Origin of the sequence: Bradyrhizobium sp. OAE829 (genome assembly GCF_040546575.1) — a bacterium.
Taxonomy (GTDB): Bacteria; Pseudomonadota; Alphaproteobacteria; order Rhizobiales; family Xanthobacteraceae; genus Bradyrhizobium.
In genome coordinates this window covers 5907852-5928734 of the sequence record NZ_JBEPOE010000001.1, presented here as the reverse complement: position 1 = coordinate 5928734, position 20883 = coordinate 5907852, and the positions used below count along the sequence as shown (strand labels likewise).

The 20883-nt window shown below is 62.5% G+C and carries 20 protein-coding genes; 4 read left to right on the top strand and 16 right to left on the bottom strand.

Annotation, left to right across the window (positions count from 1 at the left end):
- Together ABIE49_RS28455 and ABIE49_RS28450 are read right to left on the bottom strand one after the other, a co-directional pair.
- Positions 1–1608 carry an MFS transporter gene (locus tag ABIE49_RS28455; RefSeq protein ID WP_192739965.1) on the bottom strand — a complete coding sequence of 536 codons (1608 nt, stop codon included), beginning with the start codon at positions 1606–1608 and terminating at the stop codon, positions 1–3.
- Positions 1605–2633 carry an HlyD family secretion protein gene (locus tag ABIE49_RS28450; protein ID WP_192739964.1) on the bottom strand — a complete coding sequence of 343 codons (1029 nt, stop codon included), beginning with the start codon at positions 2631–2633 and terminating at the stop codon, positions 1605–1607. The genes ABIE49_RS28455 and ABIE49_RS28450 overlap by 4 nt, the downstream gene beginning before the upstream one ends.
- Before the next feature lie 82 nt (positions 2634–2715).
- Between ABIE49_RS28450 and ABIE49_RS28445 the strand changes: the two genes are divergently transcribed.
- Positions 2716–3342 carry a TetR/AcrR family transcriptional regulator C-terminal domain-containing protein gene (locus tag ABIE49_RS28445; protein ID WP_192739963.1) on the top strand — a complete coding sequence of 209 codons (627 nt, stop codon included), beginning with the start codon at positions 2716–2718 and terminating at the stop codon, positions 3340–3342.
- A 108-nt stretch (positions 3343–3450) separates the two neighbouring features.
- On the opposite strand, the gene ABIE49_RS28440 is transcribed toward ABIE49_RS28445, so the two are convergent.
- The 11 genes from ABIE49_RS28440 to ABIE49_RS28390 all read right to left on the bottom strand — a co-directional run bounded on the left by ABIE49_RS28440 (position 3451) and on the right by ABIE49_RS28390 (position 14297).
- Complete coding sequence (locus ABIE49_RS28440; protein ID WP_192739962.1) at positions 3451–4233, bottom strand: 3-hydroxybutyrate dehydrogenase; 783 nt, start codon at positions 4231–4233, stop codon at positions 3451–3453.
- 45 nt (positions 4234–4278) lie between these two features.
- On the bottom strand, positions 4279–5454 hold the full coding sequence (locus tag ABIE49_RS28435; RefSeq protein ID WP_192739961.1) for a patatin-like phospholipase family protein: 1176 nt from the start codon (positions 5452–5454) through the stop codon (positions 4279–4281).
- 32 nt (positions 5455–5486) lie between these two features.
- Positions 5487–6287: an acetoacetate decarboxylase gene (locus ABIE49_RS28430; protein WP_192739960.1), complete on the bottom strand. Its 801-nt coding sequence runs from the start codon at positions 6285–6287 to the stop codon at positions 5487–5489.
- Between the two features lie 109 nt (positions 6288–6396).
- Positions 6397–7326: an MBL fold metallo-hydrolase gene (locus ABIE49_RS28425; RefSeq protein WP_192739959.1), complete on the bottom strand. Its 930-nt coding sequence runs from the start codon at positions 7324–7326 to the stop codon at positions 6397–6399.
- 95 nt (positions 7327–7421) lie between these two features.
- The gene (locus ABIE49_RS28420) at positions 7422–8639 is read right to left on the bottom strand and encodes an NAD(P)/FAD-dependent oxidoreductase (protein WP_192739958.1); all 1218 of its coding nucleotides are present in this window, start codon (positions 8637–8639) and stop codon (positions 7422–7424) included.
- Between the two features lie 115 nt (positions 8640–8754).
- Positions 8755–9075 carry a hypothetical protein gene (locus ABIE49_RS28415; protein ID WP_192739957.1) on the bottom strand — a complete coding sequence of 107 codons (321 nt, stop codon included), beginning with the start codon at positions 9073–9075 and terminating at the stop codon, positions 8755–8757.
- Positions 9076–9180: 105 nt separating this feature from the next.
- On the bottom strand, positions 9181–10137 hold the full coding sequence (locus tag ABIE49_RS28410) for a helix-turn-helix domain-containing protein (RefSeq protein WP_192740016.1): 957 nt from the start codon (positions 10135–10137) through the stop codon (positions 9181–9183).
- Between the two features lie 50 nt (positions 10138–10187).
- Complete coding sequence (locus ABIE49_RS28405) at positions 10188–11138, bottom strand: helix-turn-helix transcriptional regulator (protein ID WP_192739956.1); 951 nt, start codon at positions 11136–11138, stop codon at positions 10188–10190.
- Between the two features lie 167 nt (positions 11139–11305).
- Complete coding sequence (locus ABIE49_RS28400; RefSeq protein WP_354067020.1) at positions 11306–13099, bottom strand: GAF domain-containing sensor histidine kinase; 1794 nt, start codon at positions 13097–13099, stop codon at positions 11306–11308.
- Positions 13092–13505 (bottom strand): response regulator transcription factor, encoded by a 414-nt coding sequence (locus ABIE49_RS28395; RefSeq protein ID WP_192739955.1) that lies wholly within the window; start codon positions 13503–13505, stop codon positions 13092–13094. Before ABIE49_RS28395 ends, ABIE49_RS28400 begins: the two co-directional genes overlap by 8 nt.
- Positions 13506–13586: 81 nt before the next feature.
- Positions 13587–14297 (bottom strand): response regulator transcription factor, encoded by a 711-nt coding sequence (locus ABIE49_RS28390; RefSeq protein ID WP_502915929.1) that lies wholly within the window; start codon positions 14295–14297, stop codon positions 13587–13589.
- Between the two features lie 381 nt (positions 14298–14678).
- On the opposite strand from ABIE49_RS28390, the gene ABIE49_RS28385 reads away from it, so the two are divergent.
- On the top strand, positions 14679–15611 hold the full coding sequence (locus ABIE49_RS28385; RefSeq protein WP_192739954.1) for a helix-turn-helix domain-containing protein: 933 nt from the start codon (positions 14679–14681) through the stop codon (positions 15609–15611).
- Between the two features lie 26 nt (positions 15612–15637).
- Here the strand turns inward: ABIE49_RS28385 and ABIE49_RS28380 are convergent, their stop codons facing one another.
- Entirely contained in the window at positions 15638–16576 is a 939-nt protein-coding gene (locus tag ABIE49_RS28380) for a catalase family peroxidase (RefSeq protein ID WP_354067019.1), read from the bottom strand.
- Between the two features lie 391 nt (positions 16577–16967).
- Between ABIE49_RS28380 and ABIE49_RS28375 the strand changes: the two genes are divergently transcribed.
- Positions 16968–17615: a sigma-70 family RNA polymerase sigma factor gene (locus tag ABIE49_RS28375; protein WP_354067638.1), complete on the top strand. Its 648-nt coding sequence runs from the start codon at positions 16968–16970 to the stop codon at positions 17613–17615.
- Positions 17616–17833: 218 nt separating this feature from the next.
- The gene (locus tag ABIE49_RS28370) at positions 17834–19144 is read left to right on the top strand and encodes an ABC transporter substrate-binding protein (protein WP_192739951.1); all 1311 of its coding nucleotides are present in this window, start codon (positions 17834–17836) and stop codon (positions 19142–19144) included.
- A 26-nt stretch (positions 19145–19170) separates the two neighbouring features.
- Here ABIE49_RS28370 and ABIE49_RS28365 read toward each other — a convergent pair whose 3' ends face one another.
- Both ABIE49_RS28365 and ABIE49_RS28360 read right to left on the bottom strand, forming a co-directional pair.
- Positions 19171–19632, bottom strand: coding sequence for a hypothetical protein (locus ABIE49_RS28365; protein ID WP_192739950.1), 462 nt, complete (start codon positions 19630–19632; stop codon positions 19171–19173).
- 46 nt (positions 19633–19678) lie between these two features.
- A complete protein-coding gene (locus tag ABIE49_RS28360) occupies positions 19679–20848 on the bottom strand; it encodes a Gfo/Idh/MocA family protein (RefSeq protein WP_192739949.1) in 1170 nt (389 codons plus the stop codon).
- Positions 20849–20883: the final 35 nt, after the last annotated feature.

Below are 20883 nucleotides of genomic sequence, written 5' to 3'. Positions count from 1 at the left end.
TTACGGCTCCTTGCTCCGGGATGACTGCGCCGCGTGCGCTTTCGCGTAGCGGTGGAATCCGATCTTGATGGAAACCAGCACCGGCGCGGCGATGACGAAAAGCAACGCGACGGCATTGAACGCGGTGTCGAAGGCGATCACGGTGGACTGACCTGTGATGGCTCTGCCCAGCAGGCTCGTGGCCGCCCGGCTGGCGGCCACGGCGTCCATTCCTCTTGCCGCGAGCATGGCGGTCGTCGCCGTCAGCCGCTCGCTGACCGCAGGCACACCCGCGGTGACACTGGCGCCGAGCACCGCAACATTGCGGGCGACGTTGTGGTCGATCAGTGTCTGCAGTCCGGCGACCCCCATCAGACCGCCAAGCTGGCGACCCGCATTGAACAGACCGATGCCGGACGCACGTTTGTGGTCATTGAGATGGCTGAAAGCGATCAGCGTGATGGACAGAAACAGGAAGCCGAGGCCGAAGCCGCGCAACAGGATGGCTGCCATCATGTCGTGCGCGCCGCTTTCGCTGGTCGAGCCTGATAGCATCCACATCGCAATCATGATCATCAGGATCCCAAAGGGCACCGTCGCGACCGGAGGAACGCGGCGGGCCTGGAAGAGGAAGGCGGCTATGAGGAGCGTTCCGATAAAAAATGCGCCGCTCGGCAACAACAGCAGGCCGGCGTCTGTAGGCCTGAACGCGAGAACGGAGACGGCAAACGACGGGATCAGGAATGCGCTCCCGAACAGCGCGGCGCCGGCGACAAAGCTGACAATGAAAGCGAAGGAAAAATCTTCCGTCCGGAACAAGGTGAAATCGAGCAGGCCCCGGCCTTTGGCGATCACCTGGTGACCGAGAAACAGCAGCAGGGCGGCGGCGCCCAGCACTGTCAGCCACAGGATGCGAGGTTCCTCGAACCAGCGCCATCGGTTGCCCTGATTGAGGACATAGGTGAAGCAGAGAAATGTGACTGACATCAGCGAGAAGCCGATCCAATCAAACGGACGGCGCACGGCCGCAGCGGGCTTCGGGGCGTCCGCGATCAACAGGAGGCCGGCCGCTGCCAGCGCCACCGGAACGACGCTGACGAAAATCCATGCCCAGGACTGGCTGTCGAGCAACCATCCCTGGAGCGCCGGGGCGATGGTCCCGGGAGCGACGACCGATCCCATCGCGAACAGCGCTTGAAGGATCGGTTGGTGGGCGCGCGGATAGGCGAGGAAAATGATCGCCTGGCCGCCGATAAGCAAGGCACCTCCGGAGAAGCCCTGTATCATGCGGAGCGCGATCAACAGGTCCAGCCGGGCTGTGATGACAGCAATGCCACATGCCGCACCCATGACCAGCGTTGAACCAATGATCAGGCCGCGCGGATTGACACGGGTCATCAGCCAGGGGGCGGTCATGAACCCGATCAGTTTCAGAGCGGTGTATCCGATGTCCAGCCAGGCGGCCTCGTCGGGAGTTGCATAGGTGTCGCCGATGATATAGCCGCGCCCGAGCGACAGCACGGTACCTGCGATCGCCTCCGTCAGCGTCGCAAGCACGACCCCCACGACAAGAAGGGTTCCTGTCGCAGATCTGTCGCGGCTCGGCGTATCAGCGACGGCGATGGTCATGATCCGCTTCTCCGGTCAATTTCGACACGCGCGGACAGGCCGGGCACGAGGCGGCCGGGCAACGGGTTGCTGGCAAAGCGGATCTTCACCGGTACGCGCTGCACGACGCGAATGAAGTTGCCTGTCGCATTGTCCGCGGGGAGCAGACTGAAGGCAGAACCGCTGCCGGGCGCAAAGCTGTCCACCAGGCCTTCAATCTTCTCATTCGGGTAGCCGTCGACCGTGATACGGACGCGCTGGCCGGGCCGGATATGTTCGATCTGGGTTTCCTTGAAATTCGCGACCACCCACACGTCCTTGACCGGAACGATGTCGAGCAACGAGGCGCCCGGCGCGACAAGCCGGCCGATGCGGACCTGGCGGTTGCCGATCACGCCATCGACCGGCGCATGCACCACCGTGTTGTCGAGATCGATCTGGGCAAGATCGCGTGCGGCCTGCGCCTGCGCCACGGCCGCAACGGCAGCTTCGCGCTGGGTGGCAAGGACGGCAATGCGCTGCTGCTGGGCCTCCACCATCGCCGACGCCGCCGATACGCCCGCCTCGGCCCTCGATAGCGCCGCGTCGCTTTCATCGACCGCGGCCTGGCTGACGGCATTGGTGCGGATAAGTTCGCGGCGGCGATCGGAGGCCTTGGTCGCCAGATTCCTCTCGGCCACGGTCGAACGCCGCTGCGCTTCGGCCTGGCGAACCAGGGCGTGCTGAAGCTGGATGTCCGCATCGACATTGGTGAGGCGGGCCTGGGCCGCTTCGACATTGGCCACCGCTTGCGCAAGCTTTGCGCGATAGTCCCGATCGTCGATCCGGAACAGGACGTCACCCGCCTCGACGGTCTGGTTATCCTCGACCTCGAGGGTCGTGACATAGCCCGCAACCTTCGGGGCCAGTGAGGTCACGTCACCGCGGACATACGCATTGTCGGTCGAGGTCTCGCCGATCGAACGCGCCCTCCATCCCGTGGCCACGATCACCACCGCGCCAAGGCACAGCAGCAAGCCGATCGTCTTCTTCCTGTTACGCTGCATGACGGCCTCCGGTAATGGGTGTTACCATTTGACGTCTATGGTAATGATCGTTACCAGTCAAGGGATGGATCGGGATGGATGAATGGCTGTGGCTAAGAAAGGGCGCCCGAACGGTCGCCGGGAGGCCCTGCTTCGCGCTGCGGCCGAGGTGTTTTTTGAACAGGGCTACGCGGCGACGAGCATCGACGCGATCATCGAACGCGCCGGTGGTTCGAAACGCAACATCTACAGCGAATTCGGCAACAAGCAGGGCCTGTTCTCCGCCATCGTCAGGGAGAACGCGGACAGGGTGCTGTCGACCCTGGTCATTGAGCAGACGGAAGGCCACGATCTGCGGGCGACGCTGACGGCGTTTGGTCAGCATCTGATGGGCGTTTACATGTCGCCCACCTTGATCGGCATCTACCGAATTGCCGTCACCGAGGCCAACCGCTTTCCTGATCTTGTGAAGTCGTTCTATGAACAAGGACCCGGCCGGGCGACGTCCCGGCTCGCCGAGGTCCTTGAAGCCGCCAACAAGCGAGGGGAAATTCGGACCGATGATTGCTCGCGCATGGCCGGGCACTTTGTCGGCATGATCCGCGACAACCTTCATCTGCAGGTCGTTCTCGGGCTCCGCGCGGCGCCGTCGGACAAGGAAGTGCAGGCGGCGGTCGGTTCGGCCGTAGAGGTGTTTTTGAACGGTGTTCGACCTGGCCGGAAAAAGTAGACAGCCTGTTGTCGTCTTCGGCATCGAGCGGTTTGCTGAACGGCTGGGCCGAGTGCTGATAGCGATCATCATTTTATCCGTCATGTGAGGAAATGCTCATCGTCCTGCCTAGCGTGCGGTCCAGCCGCCATCGACGGAGATCGCCGTGCCTGTGATCTGCTCTGCGGCAACCGAGCACAGGAACGCGACGGTGCCGCCAAGCTGCTCCGGCGAGGCAAAATCCAGCGACGGCTGTTTCTCCGACAACAGCTCTTCGGCCGCTTGCTTCTGGCTGATGCCGCGTTGGGCTGCGATGTCGCTGATCTGCTTTTCGACGAGCGGCGTTCGCACCCAGCCGGGACAGACCGCATTGCAGGTGACGCCGCTCCCGGCGGTCTCCAGGCCGACCACCTTGGTCAGGCCGACCATCCCGTGCTTGGCCGCGACGTAGGCGGCCTTGTGCGTCGACGCGACGAGGCCGTGCGCGGAAGCGATGTTGAAGATCCGTCCCCAGCGCTGCTTTTTCATCTGCGGTACCGCCGCGGCGATGCCGTGGAACGCCGCCGACAGGTTGATCGCCAGGATCGCATCCCACTTGGCCGCCGGAAACTCATCCACCGGCGCGGTGAACTGGATGCCGGCATTGTTCACGAGGATGTCGAGGCGGCCGAATTTCTCGATCGTCGTATCAATCAATCCGCGCACGGCGTCGCCCTTCGACATGTCGGCGCCGTCGTAGACGACGCGCACGCCGTGCTCGCGTTCGATCCCACTGCGGATCGCCTCGATCTCGCCGGCCTCGCCAAAGCCGTTCAACACCAGGTCGGCACCGGCCTTCGCCAGTTCCCTGGCGATGCCGAGGCCGATGCCGCTGGTCGATCCGGTCACGATCGCTACCTTGCCCTTCAACATTGGAATTCCTTTCGGATGCTTTGAGAGATGAAGTCCGCCGGGAGCTCAGTCGCGGCGATGCACGTCGTGCGTGACGATGCCGAGTTCCGGCGGCGGCGGGTCGAGGCGGTGCGGATCGGCCAGCGTGCGGCGGATGTCCTCGAGCCCGCTCTGCCAATGTGAACGCATCGCGCTCAACCCGAACTCGTAGTCCCGCGAATGGCCTTCGTAGATCTTGGACTGGTAGATCAGATGAACGATGTTGTAGGAGCGATGGCGCGCCATATCGGCGATGGCGCGGATTTCCGGCTTCGCCTTTGCGCTTGCCGGCAGCTCTTCCATGGTCCGCTGCAACGCCTGACGCATCTTCTGCATCCGCAGCACCTGGTCGGTGACGGCGCGCGTGCGGCTCGAATACTGGATGTCCTTCTGCCGGCTCGACACCTCCATCAGGTCCTGGGGAACGCGGCCCCTGGCCGACCAGAGATCGATCTGGAATGTCAGCGTGTCAGATGGCTCGCCGGACAGCACACGGGACAGCGGCGTGTTCGAAACCACGCCGCCATCCCAATAGTGCTCGCCTTCGATTTCGACGGCAGGAAATCCCGGCGGCAGCGCGCCGGAAGCCATGAAATGCTTTGGTCCCAGCCGGCGTTCGGCGGTGTCGAAATAGGTCAGATTGCCGGTGCGGACGTTGACCGCGCCGACGCTGACGCGCACTTCGCCCGAGTTCAGCCGGTCGAAGTCGACCAGCCGCTCCAGCGTCTGTTGCAATGGCGCCGTGTCGTAGAAGCTGGTCGCGGCATCGCCCGTGAACGGCGACCACAGCGGCGACGGGAAGCGCGGCTTGAAGAAGCCGGGCTGCCCCTGGACCAGGGCCCGCGTTGCCGCCAACCTGTTGCGCACCGAGTTGATGTCGAAAGCAAACGGCAAGGCGTTGGCCAGCCCCTCGCCGGCGGGCCACTCAATCGAAAAGGCGCAGATCGTCTCCCAGAACTCGCGCAGACGTGCGACACGCTCGCCTTCCGGCGAACCGGCGATGATCGCGGCGTTGAGCGCGCCGATCGAGATGCCGGCCAGCCAGTTCGGCCGGATGCCGGCCTCGTGCAGGCCCTCATAGACGCCGGCCTGATAGGCGCCAAGCGCGCCGCCGCCTTGCAGCACCAGAGCGACGACATCGTACGGCAACGGCCTTTCTTGCTGCGGCACCGGACTTGATTGTTTACGCATCACGTTCAGCATTGCCAAAACTCCCTGCATTGTGGCTGATCCCATCAGCCGGCATTCGCTTCGATCAGGATTTCGGACCCGGTCCCGCGTCGGCGCAGCGTTGCGCCAGGCGCCAGATAGTCGTGGACCACGGTGCCAAGCCCGAGCGTGAGGTCGGCAACAACGTGCTTGGCGGACAGCACCTGAAGCACCGGCAGCTCGGCGACGGGAGCGAGCGCATGCGAGCACAGGTCGAGCGCCGCCGGCCCGGTCCATGCGCCTTTCACGGTGATGTCTTCGAGATGGAAGCGCACCAGCTCGCAAATACGTGCCGTGCCGTCGACATGCGGGATGATCTTGAGCAGGAAGTTGGGTGCGGCGAGTTTTTTGGCTTCGACAGATGTGTCGAGGGCGCGGTGCTTGTAGCCCATGGTGCCGGTGGCGATGCGGACCGAGCCGTAGTTCAGCGTGCCGACCAGTGTATCGGTCTCGACCGCCAGTTTTGGCTGCGCCAGCTTCTTGGGAAAGCCCCACAGCTCGCGCCCGCCGGCAATGGGCGGATGATCATTGAGAAACATCTGGTGGACGAAGCTGCCGGCCTCGCCCCGGTAGGACACCGGTATGACCTGGCCGCTTTCGGTGTAGTCGCCGAAGCCGGTTGAATCAGGCATGCGGATGAATTCGTAATTCACCACCGGCTCGGTCAGTTCGAGCGGTTCCGGCACGACCCGGCGCAGCGCCTCGGGATCCGTCCGGTAGCGGATGATGAAGTACTCGCGGTTGATGAACCGGTAGGGGCCGGGTGGAAAGGCCGAGTTCGTTAGCGGCATGGCGAACGCGGTCGCGCGAACGGTCTCGTGTTTCATCGAGGTCGAACTCCAAAGGGATTTTGGGTGGGCGGGCCGCGCTCCGGCGCTGGTGACGCGGCCCGTATCGGATGAAGCGCTTACGCGCGCCCTCGTTCAGACCGTGCGGTCAGTAGTCCCAGAAGACCGGCACCCAACGAAAGGCGTCGCCTTCGACTGCCACATGGCCGACGGACGGAAACGGCAGGTGAGTTGCCACCAGCAGCCCGCGGGTATCAGCCAGTTCTCGCAAAAGGTTGATGCGAACGCGGGCCGACTCCTCGGGGTCGTGTTCGAAGCCGTTGTACCACTCGGGGTGCTCGAACCCGACCGCGAACACGAGGTCGCCGGCGAACGTCAGCCGGTCGCCGCCGGACACCACGCGGACCACGCTGTGCCCAGGGGTGTGGCCACCGGTGCGAGTGACGACCACTCCCGGTGCCACCTCATACTCCTCCTCGAACGTGTGCAGCTGGCTGCGGTACTCTTTCACGAACCGCTTGGCAGTCGATCGAAGCGCGTCCGGGAATCCCGGCGGCATGGAGACGTGGGAGAAATCGGGCGCCTCCCAGAACTTGACCTCGGCGGCCGCCACGTGGATCCGCAGGTCCGGACGCAGCCGCTCCTTGACCCCGTCGACGAGCAGCCCGCCAATGTGGTCCATGTGCATGTGCGTCAGCACCACGTCGGTCACGGACGCTAGATCGATGCCGGCGGCTTCCAGTCGCTTGATCAGCTGCCCGGCCCGCGGCAAGTGCAAGTCAGGATCTAACCCAAGCCCGGCGTCGACGAGGATGGTCCGGTCGCCGCTACGCACCACGACCACGTTCAGCGCCCAATCGTAAGCGTCCGGCGGCAGGAACATGTCCTTGAGCCAGGTTGCCCGGACGGCCGGGTCGATGTTGTGTGCGAGCATGGCGGTCGGAAGCGGCAGCACGCCGTCGCTGACCACCAGCACCTCAATGTCGCCGACCTGCACCGCGTAGCGCGACGGAACCAACTCGTTAGGGCTCGGTGCAGCGGGGTGCGAGGTGTTGGCCAGGCTTGTGTCTAAATTCATCTTTGTCTCCCGTTTAATGGTGAAGGTTGCTGGCTGGTCTTGGTTGAGCAGGCCGCGCAGCCAGCGCGGAACGCGGCCCGTTTCTCGCGAAGGGTCTAGAAGAAGCCACTCACGTCAGTGACACGCTCCGGATCGGCCGAGGCCAGCGCGGCAGCACGTTCGGCCTTCGGCGGATAGATCCAGACGGTGTTGATTTCCTGCTTGGTCTTCTTGCCGACGTCGCCGACCATCCCGACCTTGCGCTCCCAACCGATCGTGAACAGCGCGCCGGCCTCTCCGAGATCGAGACAGGTGACGTATCCCTTCTGGTGATAGGGCTTGGTCGGAACGCCGAGCAATTCGGCGACGGCATTGTTGCCGGCGAAGGCGCCCATCCGCGTGGCGTGCTGGCACGACATCAGCGCGTAATTGCCGACATCGTCGCTGGCAGCCCTGGCGGCATCGCCGGTGGCGAAGACGCCGGGCACTGATGGTACGCGCAAGTCGCGATCGACCAGCAGCCGGCCGAAATTGTCGCGCTCGGCCGGGATCTGCTGGGTCAACGGAGCGGCGCGAATGCCGGCCGCCCAGATCACGGTTTCGGTTTCGATGTGTTCGCCGTTGGAAAGCGTGACGCCGGATTTGTCCAGCGACGCGACGCCGGCGCCGAGCCGGGTCTCCACGCCGACCTTGCGCAGGGCATCCTCAATGACGGGGCGCGGACCGGCGCCCATATCCGGAGCGATCGCGCTGTTCCGGTCAACGATGATGACGCGCGTCTTGGTATCCTTGCCGAGGATCGCACGAAGCCGTGTGGGCATCTCCGTCGCCGCCTCGATGCCGGTGAACCCGCCGCCGGCAACGACGACCGTGTCGCGCCCGTTCTTTGCCGGCCGATCGGCCAGGCCGTGCAGATGCCGGTCGAGGGCGATCGCATCGTCGAGCTGGTCGACGCTGAAGCCGTGTTCGGCAAGGCCGGGAATATTCGGACGGAACAGCCGGCTGCCGGTAGCCACGACCAGCCGATCGTAGGAGAGGCTCTTCTTCGCGCCCTTGGCGCCGACGATGTTCACCGTCCGGGCCTTGGTATCGATGGTCTCGGCGCTGCCCTGCACGTAGACAACATCGACCGCCTTGAGCACATCCAGCAGCGGCGCGGTCAGCGTTTCGGGCTTCGGTTCGTAGAGCCGAGGGCGAACCACCAGCGTCGGCTCTGGTGCGACCAGCGCGATCTCGAGCTGTTCGGGGGAAACGCCCTGGATGTCGCGCAGGCGGGCGGCGGAAAGTGCAGCGTACATGCCGGCGAAGCCGGCGCCTATGATGACTAGTCGCATGTGATCTACTCCTGTGGTTTGATCTTCTCAAAATTCCGCGCGTTACCGCCGCTGCACTTCGTTGACGGCAGCGATCGACCATGACGCGGAGACGTGAAACGAAGGTGCCGGCCCCCTATGGAGGCAAGCAGTCCAGCATTAGCGGCATGGGTCGTTCACATACCGCGCGGCAGCTTCTGGAACTGCGTGAGCTGCGTTGAAAGACGATCGAGTGAACGGGATTCGGTGGCCAGCTCTTGAAGATCTGGGCGCCGTCGTTGATCACGATGGAGCTCACCGGATTCTTGCCTTGGGTAGCTTGCGCCGAATTTTCCGCTTCCTCACCGGTCGGTGAGGTGAAGCGCACCGTCAACGAAAGGCCGTACATGAGGGCGCTCGCGACCACCCTTCGTCGTGACGTGATCGCATTTGGGCCGACGAAGTTCTTCCAGGCCATTGTTTGTCTCCCTAGTTCTCGGCGTGACCATCGCATGGTCTTTATCTAGCGGACCAAACCTCTGACTGCCCCAGAGCGATTGACGTACCTGTAGAGAGATTGCTGTTAACGCATGCGCCTGCGCCAATCGCTCGGGGTCTCGCCGGTCAGCTTCCTGAATGCCGCGGCGAAGGCGTTTTGGGAGGCGTAGCCAAGCGTCGCTGCGATCGAGACGACCGACGTGTCGGTGTCGCGCAGCATGTTCATGGCCTGCTCGAGCCGGTGCTGGCGCAGCCATGCGTGTGGGGAAAGCCCGGTGCTTTCCTTGAAGGCACGGCAGAAGTGGAAGCGCGACAGCCCGGCATCGGACGCCAGCGCCGCAAGAGATACGTCCGCATCGCTGTCCGAACGCAGGCGTTCGATGGCGCGGCGCAGTACCGTGGGCGCGAGGCCACCTATGGTCGGCTGGAACGCGGTTGGCGAGCCAATGTGCGCAGCCAGGAGATGAGTGGCCAGGACGTCTGTCAGCTGATGCCTGAACAGGGCATCCAGTGCGGCACTGCCTCCAATCATATCCGCCGCGCTCAAGAGCAATCGGGACGCGGTGAGATCGGGATGTCCCGTTCTTTCCAGGAGATCACCGGGAGCGGCCATATCGGCTTCGCCGGCGACGCGTTGCAGCGTTGTGGGCGGAAGATAAAGCTGAACGACATTGACGGGGCCGGGAATATCCCATCGGGCGCTTGAGCCGGCGGGAATGATCGTCACAACCCCGGAACGCGCCGTTCCGATCGCCACCGATCTTCCCGAGCGTCGCTCCAGCTGTTGCAGGCCGGTCGGGTAAGTCATGATGACGTGATCAGCCATGGGCTCGACGACGTCGTGCAGCGCATTGTGCTTCCAATGCGCGATCACTCCACTGGACGGATCGGAAGCCTGGCGCAGCGGAGCGGTCTTGAGCACGCGCGCCATCTCCACACCGGCAGGACGCCGGTCGGCATTCGGCGAATCAAGTCGGTGCGCCTTGGAAGCGTCTTCCTGATTCTTCTGCGAGAAATCGCGCAAAATTGGCTTGCAGCTCATGACTTGTCCTCGCCATTGAGGGCGGTCGGTTAATCGCAGAGCGTTCGCTGTTATCGCGTCCGCCGTCTCCACTCGCCCGGCGTTTCGTTGGTCAGCTTCCGGAATGCGGCGGCGAACGCGGTCTGGGAGGAATAACCAAGCGCGGCCGCGATCGAGACGACGGAATCGTCAGTGTCGCGCAGCATGTTCATGGCCTGCTCGAGCCGGTGCTGGCGCAGCCAGGCATGGGGTGAAAGCCCGGTGCTCTCCTTGAAGGAGCGGCAGAAGTGGAAGCGCGACAGTCCGGCATCCGAAGCCAGCGCCGCGAGCGAAACGTCCGCATCGCTGTCCGAGCGCAGGCGTTCGATGGCGCGGCGCAGCGCCGACGGCGGCAGCCCACCCAGGGTCGGCTGGAACGTGGTCGGCGAGCCGGTATGCGCAGCCAACAGGCGCGTGGTCAGCAGATCCGTCAGCTGATGCCTGAACAGCGTATCCAGGGCCCCATTGCCCTCCATGGCATCGGCCGCGGTCAGGAGCAGTCGGGATGTAATGGGGTCGGGATGCGCCGTGCGCTCCAGGAGGTCGGTTGGTGCGGCCGTGTCGGCTTCGCGGGCAACGCGCTCCAGCATTGTGTGCGGAAGATAGAGCTGAACGACATCAACGGGTTTCGGAATATCCCATCGGGAGCTTGATCCTTCCGGAATGATGATCACGACCCCGGGACGAAACGTTCCGATCGCAACTGATTTTCCTGTCCGCCGCTCCATGCGCTGCGTCATGCCGTTGTAAGCCATGATGACGTGATGGGTCATGGGCTCGACGACGTCGTGCAACGGTTCATGCTTCCAGTGGGCGATCCCGGCACCCGAGGAATCCAACGCCATGTGAAAGGGCGTGGTCCCGAGTACGCGCGCCATCTCCACATCGGCAGGACGCCCATCGGCACTCGGCAAGTCGATCCGGCGCGCTTCAGGTGCGGCCGGCAGATCCTCCGAAGGTTCACGCAAGTTCGGCTTAGTCATGGTCTCGTGCTCGCGTCAGCCATTGCTTTTTTTAGGCCTACAGGATGATGGCAAACGCCGGGTGACGGTATCGTGCGGCGAGGCTGATCCCGCTGGCCCGGCGGATAGATCAACCAGTACCTTGGGATAGGGTTGGCAGGCCGTGTGTTAAGCCGCAGACAATCGCGTCATGCGGCCGCCGTGCTCGGCAATGCTGAGGTTGGGAGGCACAGTTCGTCGTCAGTCCCGGCATCCGAACTGATCGGAACCGTGAATTGAAACGCCGCACCGCTTGGGACGTTTGCTGCCGCCCACAACCGTCCTCCGTGGTCCTCGACGATCGAACGGCAGATGGAAAGTCCCATCCCCAGACCGCTCGACTTCGTCGTATAAAATGCCTCGAAGGCTCGATCGATCGCGCCCTCCGACAGCCCCGGGCCGGAGTCTCGCACCGCAATGAGAATACAGTCAGCTTCAGCCTGGGTGCTGATCAGCAACTCCCGAGGCTCGACGCTCATCTGGCTCATCGCTTCGACTGCATTTACGATCAGGTTCAGCATCACCTGCTGAATTTGGACCCGACTGCCTTGAATGAGAGGTAAACCCTCCGCAAACTGAGTCCGCAACTGAACGCTGTTTTTCGACACTTCACCGCGCGTCAACCCGATAACTTCCGAAATCGTTTCATTGATCTCCAGGCTGTCCTTTCGCGTCGGCTCCTTCCTGACCAACGCGTGCGTCCGGTCGACAACTTCAGTGACACGCATGCCGTTCAGCACGGCCCGGTCTATTGCCTTCTTCGCCCTCTCGACATCCGGCTGCTCGCGAGCGAGGAAGCGCTGAGCGGTTTGGGTATTCAGGAGCGCGGCCGTGATCGGCTGCTTGACCTCATGCGTAATGGACGCCGTAAGCTGCCCCAAGGTTGCCAGCCGGTTGGCGTGGGCCAATTCCGTCTGCATGCTGCGGAATCGCCGCTCGCTCTCACGCGCTTCCACTTCTGCCCGTCTGCGTTCGGTTAGATCGAGCACAAACGCGACACCCTGGCTGTCTGTCCCTTCAAGGGTCGCGATGCCGATCAACACCGGAATACGGCTGCCATCCTTCCGGATGTACTCCTTTTCAAAGGGTTGCACGGCTCCCTTGTTTTTTACCTCGGACATCATCAACGCATCGCGATCGCGCCATTCGGGGGGCGTCATGTCAGCCCAGCTCACGCGGCCGGACAGGAGATCGTGCTGATCATACCCGACGATGCGCAAATATTCGCTATTGGCATCAAGAATCCGCCCCTCGTCATTCCAGATGACGATGCCGATGATGTTGGCATCGACGAGGCGGCGAATTTTCGCTTCACGTTGTTCAATCTCCCGCTGCGTGGTTGCAATGGATCTCAAGTCCGCCTGCAGCACGTCGCGCCACTGCAACAGCAGTCTGAGATAGAGATCGCTGTATCCGTTGCTTTTCCTGTCGAGAACACAGATCGTCCCGAATATCTCGCCATCGGGCCAACTGATCGGCACGCCGAGGTACGAGATCATGCCCAGCTTGATGTCAGGGTTTGATTTCCACGCCTCGTCCTGCAGAGCATCCGGGACGATCAGCGGTCGACGGGTGCTCATTACGGTCTCGCAATAAAGCCCTGTATTGAGACATGCGAGTTCGTCCCGTTCGTAAGGATTTTCCTTGGACTCGCTGGAAACCAGGACTTTGATATTTGGCGGCTCTACCCTCATGATCAAGGCGGAGGGAACGTTTACAATATCGGCCAGAAGGTCTGCGATCTCCTGCCATTTTCGCATGATGTCCGCGGGTACCTGCATGTTGTGGAGCCTGTCCACCTCGACACGCATGTCCGCTGCGCGCAAGTCCTCCGAACGCGATCCCACGCTTTCAGATGCGAGACCGGACAACGCCATCCCCGGCGGAGATGTGAAGGATTGTTCGCGGCCGCCCGGGGCGGCGTTGTGGACAGGACTAGCCATCGGAAAGCCTCTGTCCATCGCCGTCAGGGCTAGAGCCCACGTGCCTCAGGGCGGACTGCAGGTGACGAAAGAGGACGTCGCTGCTTACCGGCTTGGTGAGGTATGCATAGGCACCACCTCTCATGGCGCGGGATCGGGTCGCCGGATTCGTGTCAGCCGTGACGATGATGACCGGCATCGCGGAACCGAGACTCCGCAAATGCTGCAGCAGGTCAAGCCCGCTATGGCCCGGCATGCTCACATCGGTCATCAGGCAAGCGAACCGGTCAGGGACATATTCCGCCATGAAGGCCTCCGCTCGATCGAAAGTGCGACACGATAGATCCAGCACCATAAGGAGGTCGGAAAGGGCCTCCCGAACAGCTTCGTCGTCATCTACGATTGCGACCAGGGGCGCTTTGGACAAGCCGATAACCTTCGCTAGCGTGGCCGGCTGACCACACTCTCGTCTCGCCCATTGCTGGCCGGGTCGTAACCATCCTTTGGTCTAGGGTGATTTTTGCTCCCGGATCTCCGCAGGCAGCAATTCCCAGATGCGAATGAGCTGCCCGACGGACGCGGCCTGCATCTTCTTCGTCACGTTGCCGCGGTGGAGCTTGACGGTGATCTCGCTGATGCCGAGATCGAACGCGATCTGTTTGTTGAGGCGGCCCTTTGCCACCTCGCGCATGACCTCGCGTTCGCGCGGCGTCAACTTCGCGTAACGGTCGACGTGCAGCTTGACGTGCCGGGCGGCGGTCCGTAGCGAAATGTCCTTCTCGATTCCGGCCGTGACGGCGTCGAGCAGCGTCTGGTCCCGGACGGGCTTTGTAAGGAAGTCCATGGCTCCCGCCTTCATCGCCTGCACGGTCATCGCGATGTCGCCATGACCGGTGAGGAAAATGATCGGTCTCGTATGACCGTTCAAGGCGAGATGATGTTGTAGATCGAGGCCGCTTGCGCCGGGCATGCGAACATCGAGGATCAGGCAGCCCGGCCGCTCCGGAAGATAGGCCTGCAACAGTTCCTGTGTCGATCCGAAGCAACATGCGTCGATTCCCACCGACAGCAGAAGTTCTCGAATTGCGAACCGGACGTCCTCGTCATCGTCCACGATCAGGACGAGTGGGCGATCCGTCTTTTCGGCAGCCATGCTCATGGGTAATCGGGGTAAGGTTGGTAGGGCGGATGAGCGGGCAAGTGCGGTGGTGGCAAGCATTGCTTAGTCTCCTAATCGCTACTGCCCCGTTGCCTGTCGCGGTCGTTCAACTTGAGTCGATCGTTCGGGCCGTGTTCTAAACTCCGTACAAGTACGGCGTCTTTCCTAAAGCCGCCGTCCTTTGTCGGAACCTGCTCCAAGCGCGCAATCGTGATACTAATGGCTGAGACGCCGCAGACGCGCGACCTGGTGATCAAGCCGGAAAATCATTGAATTCGCTCCGAAAATCGCCTTCCCGCGATCGATCCGGTTGATGTCGCAGCAGCTTCGCGTTTTACGAGCACGTCTAGACGGTCGTTCGCTGATGTCAGATAATCCGGCGCGACCTCGCGATACGATGATGACCTGCCTGGTCCAATTCCGCGCATGAGACCAAACCAGATGATACAGACGGGCGCCTTCGGGCAAAGGCTCGGGCAAATCCTGCATTTGAAGGATGCGCCGCCGTCGCTGATGACGCGGTCACTGCGCGGTGTGCAGCTCGCATTCACTGAAACCCGAAATGACAACCCCGTGCCGGGTCTTTCCGGCTCGTTCGCGCTTGAGGATGCTTTTCTCGTCAGCCTGAAACTTCACGATTTCCCGGACTGCGAACTCTGGGAGAATGGCAAGTGCGTGATGAAGGCGGATGTCCCGGCGGGGACGACATATCTTTACGATCTCAAGCGCGATCCCCGCTATGTGATCGACAAGCCATTCCACTCCCTGTTTTTCTATCTGCCGCGCTCCGCGCTCGACAGCCTCACCGAACAGGCCCGCACGCCTCGCGTCGGAGAGCTCGCCTGCGATCTTGGTGTCGCCCATGATGACGCGGTCGTCCGTCACATCGGCGCCACGCTGCAGGAAGGCTTGCGCCGGCCGGGCGAGACCAATCAGCTTTTCGTCGATCACATGATGCTCGCCCTCACCGCACACGTCGCGCAGGCGTATGGCGGACTGCGTCCCGACGCCAAACCGACCCGCGGCGGTCTGGCGCCGTGGCAAATGAGGCGCGCCTGCGAAAGGATCGAGTCCGATCTTGGCGGGAAGATTTCATTGCAACAAATAGCGGCCGAGTTTGACCTGTCGGTCAGCCATTTCTCACGGGCTTTTCGTAGCTCCACCGGCCTGCCGCCGCACCAATGGCTGCTTCGCCAACGGGTGAAGGCGGCCAAGCAGTTGATGACCGTCCCCGACCTGTCGCTGTCCGAGATTGCGATATCGGCCGGGTTTGCCAATCAGAGCCACTTTACGCGGGTGTTTTCCGACGTGGTCGGCGTCAGCCCGGGAGCGTGGCGCCGCGAAGCGCAAAATGCCCCGGAAAGCGAGAATTGATCCAGGCCAATGCCGGGCGTAGCGGGTCAGCGGCGCTTCCCCAGTGAGATGACGTAGGCGGCGCGGCGCGCCGCGAAGATCTCGTCGGGCGGATGAGCGATGCCTTCGGCGAGAGTTGCCGGATTGAAGACGGAGGCGTCGCACGCCTCATCGGCTTCAACACCGGTGATAACGATCGTACCCAGCCGCACCGATTCGCGGGCATCCTCATTCGGCCATCGGCTGGTCACGTCCATGACGGGATCGCCGGGACGGCCGAGCAGCGCCATCACATTGAGCCGGACACCGCCTTTGGCGATCCGGTTCTTGAGATCGTCGTAAAGGAAATCGGCCGACTTCGCCCTCGCCTCGTCCCCGGTCAGCGTGACGTCTCCGCCGACTGGCGCGACCTTGAACTTGATAAACCGCGTCTCGCCGTTCGAACTCGTCGCGGGAAAGGCGTGCACACCCCAATAGGTCGTGCCGGAAAAACTTCCGGACAGCGGAAGCGCGGCGATGTAGTTGGCCTGATGCAGCGTTTCGGGATTGGCGACGGAGAATGCCTTGAGCTTCCTCATGTTCGGCTTGCCGCTTGGTCCCGGCATGCGCGCCTTGAGGTAAGCCAGCATCTGGTCGAGCGTCCTTGCAAAATGCACCGGAGCGCTTTGCAGGAGCATGTCCGAGCGATGACCTTGGTCGCCGAGCCTGAAGCTGAAGCCGCGCAGCACGCCGCTGTCGATATCCGCTACTTTGGGATCGCCGCCGCTCACCGAGAAGCGCGCCAGCACGCGTGATGGCTTTGTGAAGCTTTGCGATCTCGTTACTTCCGGCGCATGGTCCGACGGAATATAGGTGCCGCGAACGCATCGGCCCTCACCAAAGCTCGCGCGTACCCCTGAGCGTACCCTTGGCGGATGACCGGCTAGCGCGTTCAGGGCGTCGACGATGGACGCGGGTGTGGCCGCGCCGGCTGGGAACTGGACCACGGCGGGACCCTGGGTTTGAGCACTCGGAGCGCATTTTAGGCGCTGTGCATATCGGGCGTCTTTCCCAAAGCGACCATGTATTGTCCGATCCTGCGCCCCATCCCCACTGCACAGGCTCATTCACCCTAGACCAGGGGATTAGAAGCACGCACCCCTCGTAGGGTAGCGCAAACGACTCCATGCGACGCATCCTCAGCGCCATCGCGTCAAGAAAATGGAGCGGACGATGCCCGGAATCGCACAGCGGCAAGCAGCGGAGAAGCCTGTTTCATTGCCGGATCGGTATCGAGATAAAGTCCTTTCGCGCGGCTCCCTGCCGACTTCTCCGGCCGCGATCCTGCCTGACTTCATCGGCAAGAACCGTAAGTGCCTGGCCGGGCAATCCGATGCGATCAACGACGGCAAGCTGGCCTATGCCACCTGCCATGCGACAGAGGCGGAGGAAAGCATCTCCGACGAGATGCTTCTCAAGAGCGTTGCGGAGGGTGACAAGACCGCGATGCACATCATGTTTGCCCGTCACCGCGCCAGAGTACTTCACTTCATCAAACGGACGGTCCGCAATCCGGGCATTGCCGAGGATCTCGTCAGCCAGGTATTCCTCGATGTCTGGCGCTCCGCGAACAGGTTCGAATATCGCGCGCGGGTTTCCACATGGCTGCTCTCGATTGCCCGTTTCAAGGCGATCAACTCGCTGCGAGAGCGCATTCACGAGAGCATCGATCAGGACGATGTGCACGGAATCGCAGATGCCGGTGACACGCCGGAAATCGCGCTTGATCGAAAGCAAACCAACAGCATTTTGCGCGCATGCATCGCCAGGCTGTCTCCAGCCCATCGCGAAATCATCGACATGGTCTACGAGCGCGAGAATTCGCCCGCTGAAGTGAGCGAGATGCTCGATATTCCTCTTGCCACCGTGAAGAGCCGAATGTTTTACGCGCGCAAGCAACTTGCGAGCATGCTCGTGAATGCCGGTTTCGAGGTCCCGACATCAACAAGGCGGGGAAAGCAAAGTCATCTGGCCGCCTGCATCTAAAGTGCGGACGCAGCTATCGGCAACGATGGACCTTCCCCGGCCGGCCCCCTTTGCGACACGTTAAGGGAGCCGGTTCGAGCGGCGAACATGACGCGGCGACGCAACAATTGCGGCCGGGAACGCTGCTATCGCGATCAACCGCCCGGCAAAGCCGTTGACATTCCAGCGCATTGTCAAAATACTCGGCCATAACAAAGAAAAATCGATGGGAGGACACGATGCCCACTTCACGCAGAACACTGCTGAAGACGTCTGCGGCTGCGGCCGCCGCGTTCAGCTTCGATTGGACACGTGCCCAGGCACAAGCCGAAACGGTACGCATCGGCCTGATCTACGACTTGACCGGCCCCTTTGCAGCCGGCGGATCGGTCGCCTCCTCGATCGGCGCGCAGATCGCCATCGATCTCGTCAACGAAAAGGGCGGAATCGGCGGCAAGTACAAGGTCGCCGCCGTCGCCGCCGATTCCCAGAGCAAGCCCGAGGTCGCGATCAATGAGGCGGTGCGCCTGATCGACCAGGAGAAGATCGACATCATCAACGGCGTCTATGCGAGCTCGCATGCGGTGCCGCTCGCGGCCAAGGTCGAGCAGCAGAAAAAGATCCTCTGGATCACGACCGCGGTCTCGACCGCCGTGTTCAAGGACAAGAACCTGCAATACGTCTTCCGCGCCCAGATTCATTCCGATCAGTATGGCCAGGCCTTCGCCGGCTTCATCGTCGAACACGCCAAGGCGAAGCTCGGGATGGAGCCCAAGGACGTCAAGGTCGCGCTGATCCACGAGGACGGCCCCTATGGCGTCGGCGTCGCCGCCGCCGACGAGGCCTATTCCAAGGAGGCCGGCCTTCAGATCGTGCTCCGCGAGGGTTATTCGGCGTCCGCACCCGACCTCTCGGTGCTGGTGACCAAGCTCAAGCGTGCGAGGCCCGACGTGATCTCGCACGCGGGATACAATCCTGACATCACGCTGTTCCTGCGCCAGGCGCGCGAGAACGGCCTCAAGTTCAAGATGCTGTTCGGGGCCGGCGCGGGCTACAGCCAGCTCGACAAGCTGCGCGCCACCTTCGCCGCGGACATCGACAATTTCTGCAATATCGATCCGGTGCCTGCGCAACTGCTCGACGCCGCCAAACTCGCGCCCGGGATCGGCGATCTCACCAAGACAATGATCACACGCTACAAGGAGAAGACCAACGCGACCGATGTGCCGCCGCACTGCTCGATGGGCTTCAATCAGACCTGGATCCTGCTCAACAGCGTGCTGCCCGTCGCCAAGGACAAATACGGCGGCTTCAATCCCGATGCCATTCGCAAGGCCGCGCTCGACGTCGACATCCCGCCGGGCGGCACGATCCAGGGCTACGGCGTCAAATTCTTTCCGCCGGGCACGCCGCTCGCCGGTCAGAACGAGCGTTCGACCCCGGTCGTGATGCAGAATGCCGGTGAGCACATCTCGGTGGTTTGGCCGACCAATATCAGGACGCAGGACCCGGTGTTCCCGCTGCCGAAATCGTCGGTCTACGCGTCGTAGCGTATTCGATCGGGGGGCTTGCCCAATCAGGGGCGCTCGGCGCGGGGTTGCTCTCCCGGGCCGTGCTCGCGAGCGATGAAATCCTCGAGCCATAGTGACCCGTTGCCCTCGACGGGAACGCGCGTCGACTGCAGAGGTCTCGTCCAGTTGCAGGCTTGCGGGTGATAAAACACCTCTCGACCACCCTTCGCCAGGATGGCGAAGAAAACATAGCGCTGCCCAGGCTGAAAAAAGAACTCGCAGTCCAGCGTTGCGTAGACGTCCATCAACTTGATGGTGCGAGCGAGCCTCTCACCGCCTTTCCACGCGCGCTCGACCTCGATGAGCCAGGCGTGCTGGTCCGCGCGGACGACCTTGCCGGCAAACACATATTGGGCGCGGTCGAAGCCGGCTTCGGGAGAGACGGGATCGCAGGAACATGCGAGCGCGGCGCCTGCGCTCCACATCCAGCAGATTGCCAGGACCAGCAACCTCGTCAGATTCATCATCGGAACCTCCTGGCAGCCCGCAGGAAGCGGGGCGTGGGAGATCAACTCACAGCGTCACTCTCCGGCCCTCTTCAGCGGCCCAATAGCCGGCGTAGTTGACCTTGATCGTCTCAAAGGCCAGCGCGAGATCCGAGAGTGGCTGTCTCCCCGTCGCGACGCATTCCATGAAATCCTGGATTTCCTGCAAGTAGCCGCGCGTCCATTCTTCCTCGAGGCAGACATATTGCCAGCCGGTCTTGCGATCGACCTTTTCGGTGATGTAGACGCTCGCCAGTTTTTCCTCTGATGTCTGATAGCTCATCATGTGCGTGTTCGGCGTGATGTTGGCGAACAGCGCGCCGCCGCTGGTATAGGTTTCGATCAAATTGCGCACGCCGCCCGCGATCATGTCGCCGGAAAATATCGTCGCCTTGGTACCGTCGGAGAAAGTAGTGGTGAGCGTACCCCAGTCTTCGACGTCGACGGGATTGGACTTGATGACGCCGCGCTCGTCCGGCCGCAGGCACGCCGCGACGTTGCCGACGTCGCAGCTCACGCTGGCGACGCTGATCGTCTCACCCCGTGCTTTCGCCTCGACCTGCTTGAGATAAAGCACCGCTGACAGCGGGTGGCATCCCATCCGGATCAGCGAACCGCCGCCGGTCATCGCCCATTGCGCGGCATGCGCCGCATGCGAGCCGCTGTGGCTCTCCTCGCCCTTCATGAACAGGATCTTATCCCCTGTGGCACGGAGGATCTCCACGGTCTTGGTCACCGCAGGCGCGTAGATCCAATCCTCCGCATACATGAACAGCCTGCCGGTCTTCTCGATCGCCGCGCGGGTGCTTTCCATCTCTTCCAGCACGCGCCGGTACATCAGCGCCTTGGACACGTGTCTACCGATCGGCGCCTTGTCACCTTCTCGCCCGAAATAACCCGCGAACGGCTTTTCGCAGATCACGTGCTTGCCGGCCTGCATCGCCTCGACGATCATTGAGGCGTGCAGATTGGGCGGCGTGCATATGTCGATGACGTCGAGCTCGCCATCGGCGATCAAATCGCGAAAACTGCGATACGCCGCCGGGATCTGGTGCCGGCGGGCGAACTCAAGGACATGATCGCCGCGTGCCGCGACGGCCCGGACCTCGACATCCAGGCCGTAGACGCGCTTGTACGCATACATATGCAGCTCCGACACAAAGCCGCAGCCGGCCAGACCGACCCTGATCTTTGCCATGATACCTCCAGGAGTCTTGTCTAGCCGGCCGCAAT